The organism is Mesorhizobium sp. M5C.F.Ca.IN.020.32.2.1, assembly GCF_004023105.1.
GTDB classification, from domain to species: domain Bacteria; phylum Pseudomonadota; class Alphaproteobacteria; order Rhizobiales; family Rhizobiaceae; genus Mesorhizobium; species Mesorhizobium wenxiniae.
Genome location: NZ_RZSX01000573.1, coordinates 1 through 4182, shown reverse-complemented (window position 1 = coordinate 4182; position 4182 = coordinate 1). Strand labels below are relative to the sequence as shown.

Sequence of the window (4182 nt, the reverse complement as noted above, 5' to 3'; positions counted from 1 at the left end):
ATTGTTTTCCGTCAATGTCGCCGGCACGCTGTTCATGCTGCAGGCCGCCGCCCGCTCGATGATCGCGGCTGGTCGGGGCGGCAAGATCATCAACATGGCGAGCCAGGCCGGGCGCCGCGGCGAGGCGCTGGTCGCCGTCTATTGCGCTACCAAGGCCGCCGTTATCTCGCTCACTCAGTCGGCGGGACTCGACCTGATCAAGCACCGCATCAACGTCAACGCCATCGCGCCGGGCGTCGTCGACGGCGAGCACTGGGACCATGTCGATGCCCTGTTCGCCAAATACGAGAACCGGCCGAAGGGCGAGAAGAAGAGGCTGGTCGGCGAAGCCGTGCCCTATGGCCGCATGGGCACTGCGCAAGACCTCACCGGCATAGCGGTGTTCCTGGCCAGCGACGACGCCGAATACATCGTCGCCCAGACCTACAATGTCGATGGCGGCCAGTGGATGAGTTGAGGGGGCGAAGGCGCTCTTCTCCCCGTCTCCTCCACCGGGGGGAAGAGCCGTCCCGCTAAAGGGTAAAGCAGATGACCGTGAAACTCTCTTCTTCCATCCTCGCCAAGCTTCCGCCTGAGGTCGCCGGCCCGAAATATGATCGCGCGGCGCTCAAGGCCGGTATCGTCCATTTCGGGGTCGGCAACTTCCATCGCTCGCATCAGGCCGTCTATCTCGACGACCTGTTCAATGCGGGCCTCGGCCACGACTGGGCAATTGTCGGCGCCGGCGTCTTCGAGGGCGAAAAGGTCGGCCGCGGCAAGTTGCAGGAACAGGACTGGCTGACCACCGTGGTTGAGCAGGATGCTGGCCACATGAGCGTCCGCGTCACCGGTGTCATGATCGACTTCCTGATGCCGGGCGCCGCGGCCGCGATCATAGAACGGCTTGCCGATCCGGCGATAAGGATCGTTTCACTGACCATCACCGAGGGTGGCTACTTCATCGACCCGGCGTCGGGCGTGTTCAACCCGACCCATCCCGACATCGTCGCCGATGCGCAGCCGGAAGCAACGCCGAAAACTGTCTTCGGCATCATTCTGGCCGGGCTGATGCGCCGCCGCGACGACGGCATCGTGCCCTTCACAATCATGTCCTGCGACAACATCCCTCACAACGGCCATGTCACCGCTGATGGCGTCATCGGCCTCGCCCGGCTGATTGACGAGAATCTGGCGACCTGGGTGAGCGATAACGTTGCCTTTCCCAACGGCATGGTCGACCGCATCACGCCGGCCACCACTGACCGCGAGCGTGGCATTCTCTCGAGCGAATTCGGGCTCGACGACAACTGGCCGGTATTCTGCGAACCGTTCAGGCAATGGGTGCTCGAGGATCGTTTCACCAACGGCCGCCCGCCGCTGGAAAAGGTCGGCGTACAGTTCGTCAGTGATGTCGCGCCCTACGAGTTGATGAAGATCCGCATCCTCAATGGCGGTCATGCGACCATCGCCTATCCGGCCGGGCTGATGGACATCCATTTCGTCCACGAGGCAATGCAGGAGCCGCTGGTGCGCGGCTTTCTCGACAGACTGGAGCACGACGAGATCATCCCGACGGTGCCGCCGGTGCCGGACACCGTGTTGGAAGACTATTATCAACTCATTGAGCACCGCTTCTCCAATCCGAAGATCGGCGACACCATCCGCAGGCTCTGCCTCGACGGCTCCAACCGGCAGCCGAAATTCATCATCCCGACCATCGCCGACCGGTTGAAGGCCGGCAAGGGCGTCGCCGGCCTGGCGCTGGAATCGGCGCTGTGGTGCCGCTACTGCTTCGGCACCACAGATAGCGGCGTCGTCATCGAACCCAATGATCCGAGCTGGGACCGGCTGCAGACGACAGCCAGGGCGGCAAAGGATACGCCTGCCGCCTGGCTGGCCATGGAAGACATCTATGGCGATGTTGGCCGCTCGGCGCCGTTTGTCGAGGCCTTTGCCCATGCGCTCGAGGCGCTCTGGGCCGATGGTGCGCGTGCGACACTGACGCGCTATCTCGCCGGCAATCTCTAAGATCGGCTCAATGCCCATGACGCCTGACCTGGTCATTTTCGACTGCGACGGCGTGCTGGTCGACAGCGAGGGGCTGTCCGTTTCGGCGCTGCTTAGCATGATCACGCTCGCCGGCGGCAGTGTCAGCGAGGACGCCGCCTATGAGCATTTCCTCGGCAAGAGCATGAAAAACGTCCGCGAAATTCTCGGCCGCGACTTCGGACTCGATATCACCGACCAGCACCTGAGCGAGATGCGCGTCGAGCTGATGCGCAAATTTCGCGAGGAGCTGAAACCGATTCCCGGGATCGGGCAGGTTCTGCCGAGGCTCGCCATGCCATGCTGCGTTGCTTCCTCCGGCACGCTGGACCGCATCCGCTATGCGCTCGACGTCACCGGGCTGCTCGGGCTGCTCGAGCCGCATCTGTTCAGCGCCGCCATGGTGGCGCGGGGCAAGCCGGCGCCGGACCTTTTTCTCCATGCAGCCGCCAATATGGGAGCGATCCCGCAAAATTGTCTCGTCGTCGAGGACAGCCCCGCCGGCGTCGCGGCGGCACGGGCGGCGGGCATGCGCGTCCTTGCCTTCACCGGCGGCTCGCACGCGGGCAACCCGGCACTGAAAGCGCGGCTTGCGTCGAGTGAACCGGACTTTATATTCGCTGACATGCTGCAATTGCCCGATCTGATTGCAGGCCTGGGAGCGAGAGCAAGAACACCTTGACGAAAAGTTTCGTTTGCGCGGTCGATGTCGGCACCGGGAGCGCCCGTGCGGGCATTCTCGACACCAGAGGCACCTTGCTCGGCCGCGCCGAGCACCCGATCGTCATGAACCGGCCGAAGGCCGATCACGCCGAGCACGATTCGCAGGATATCTGGTCGGCGGTCTGTATTGCCGTGCGCGCGGCCCGCGAAAAAGCCGGCGTGGCAGCGGAGGATATCGTTGGCGTCTCCTTCGACGCCACTTGCTCGCTGGTGGTGCGGGGCAGGGATGGTGGCCAGCTCAGCGTCTCGGTGTCGGGCGACAGGCGCTGGGACACCATCGTCTGGCTCGATCACCGCGCCATTGCCGAGGCCGATGAATGCACCGAAAGCCGCCATGCCGTGCTCGACTATATCGGCGGCGTCATGTCGCCCGAAATGGAGACGCCGAAGCTGATGTGGCTGAAGCGCAACCTGCCCGGGACATGGAACGAAGCCGGCTATCTATTCGACCTAGCCGACTTTCTCAGTTGGAAGGCGACCGGTTCGCTCGCCCGCTCGCAATGCACGCTGACCGCCAAATGGACCTATCTGGCGCATGAAGAGACCGGCTGGCGGCACGACTTCTTCGAAGCGGTCGGGCTCGGCGATCTCTTCGAGCATGGCAATCTGCCTGACAAGCCCAGCCCGGTGGGCGCCGATCTCGGCCGGCTGAGTGCGGAAGCTGCGGCTGAGCTTGGCCTGACCGAAAAATGCCGGGTCGGCGCCGGCGTCATCGACGCCTACGCCGGCGCGCTCGGCGTGCTCGGCGGCTTTGCCGGCGATGAAACCAACATCGGCCGGCATCTGGCGCTGATCGACGGCACCGCGAGCTGCGTCATGGCGATGACGCCCGAGCCGCAACCCTGTGCCGGCGTCTGGGGCCCGTATTATGGCGCAGCGCTGCCCAGCCTTTGGCTGTCGGAAGGCGGCCAGTCGGCCACCGGCGCGCTGCTCGATCACATCATCCGCTGGCACGGCGCCGGCGGTGAGCCGGATGCCGCCATGCACGCCAGGATCGCTCGGCGCGTTGCCGAACTGCGCACCGTCGAGGGCGAGAACCTTGCCGGAAGGCTGTATGTGCTTCCGGATTTCCACGGCAACCGCTCGCCGCTCGCCGACCCGCATGCCGTCGGCGTCATCAGCGGGCTGACGCTGGATTCCTCCTTCGACAGCTTGTGCAAGCTCTATTGGCGTACCGCCGTAAGCATTGCGCTAGGCGTGCGCCATGTGCTGGAAGCCCTGAACGAGAACGGCTATCTGATCGACACGCTGCATGTCACCGGCGGCCACACCAAGAACCCGCTGCTGATGGAGCTTTATGCCGACGCCACCGGCTGCACGGTGGTCGAGCCGCTGGCCGACGAGGCGGTGCTGCTCGGCACCGGCATGATCGCCGCCACCGCCGCCGGCCTTTTTCCCGATTTGAACGCCGCCTGCGTCGCCATGCAGCAAGGC

At 64.5% G+C, this 4182-nt stretch carries 4 protein-coding genes; all 4 read left to right on the top strand.

The window, feature by feature from the left end; translation table 11 throughout:
• Nucleotides 1-457, top strand: a 457-nt coding sequence (locus EOA86_RS24540) for an SDR family oxidoreductase (protein WP_128344038.1), incomplete at its 5' end; no start/stop codon positions are given.
• A 71-nt stretch (nt 458-528) separates the two neighbouring features.
• Nucleotides 529-2007 carry a mannitol dehydrogenase family protein gene (locus tag EOA86_RS24535; protein WP_127207930.1) on the top strand — a complete coding sequence of 493 codons (1479 nt, stop codon included), beginning with the start codon at nt 529-531 and terminating at the stop codon, nt 2005-2007.
• A 16-nt stretch (nt 2008-2023) separates the two neighbouring features.
• The gene (locus EOA86_RS24530) at nt 2024-2707 is read left to right on the top strand and encodes an HAD-IA family hydrolase (protein ID WP_065011644.1); all 684 of its coding nucleotides are present in this window, start codon (nt 2024-2026) and stop codon (nt 2705-2707) included.
• On the top strand, nt 2704-4182 hold a 1479-nt coding region (locus EOA86_RS24525; protein ID WP_128344036.1), incomplete at its 3' end, for an FGGY-family carbohydrate kinase. The genes EOA86_RS24530 and EOA86_RS24525, both read left to right, overlap by 4 nt.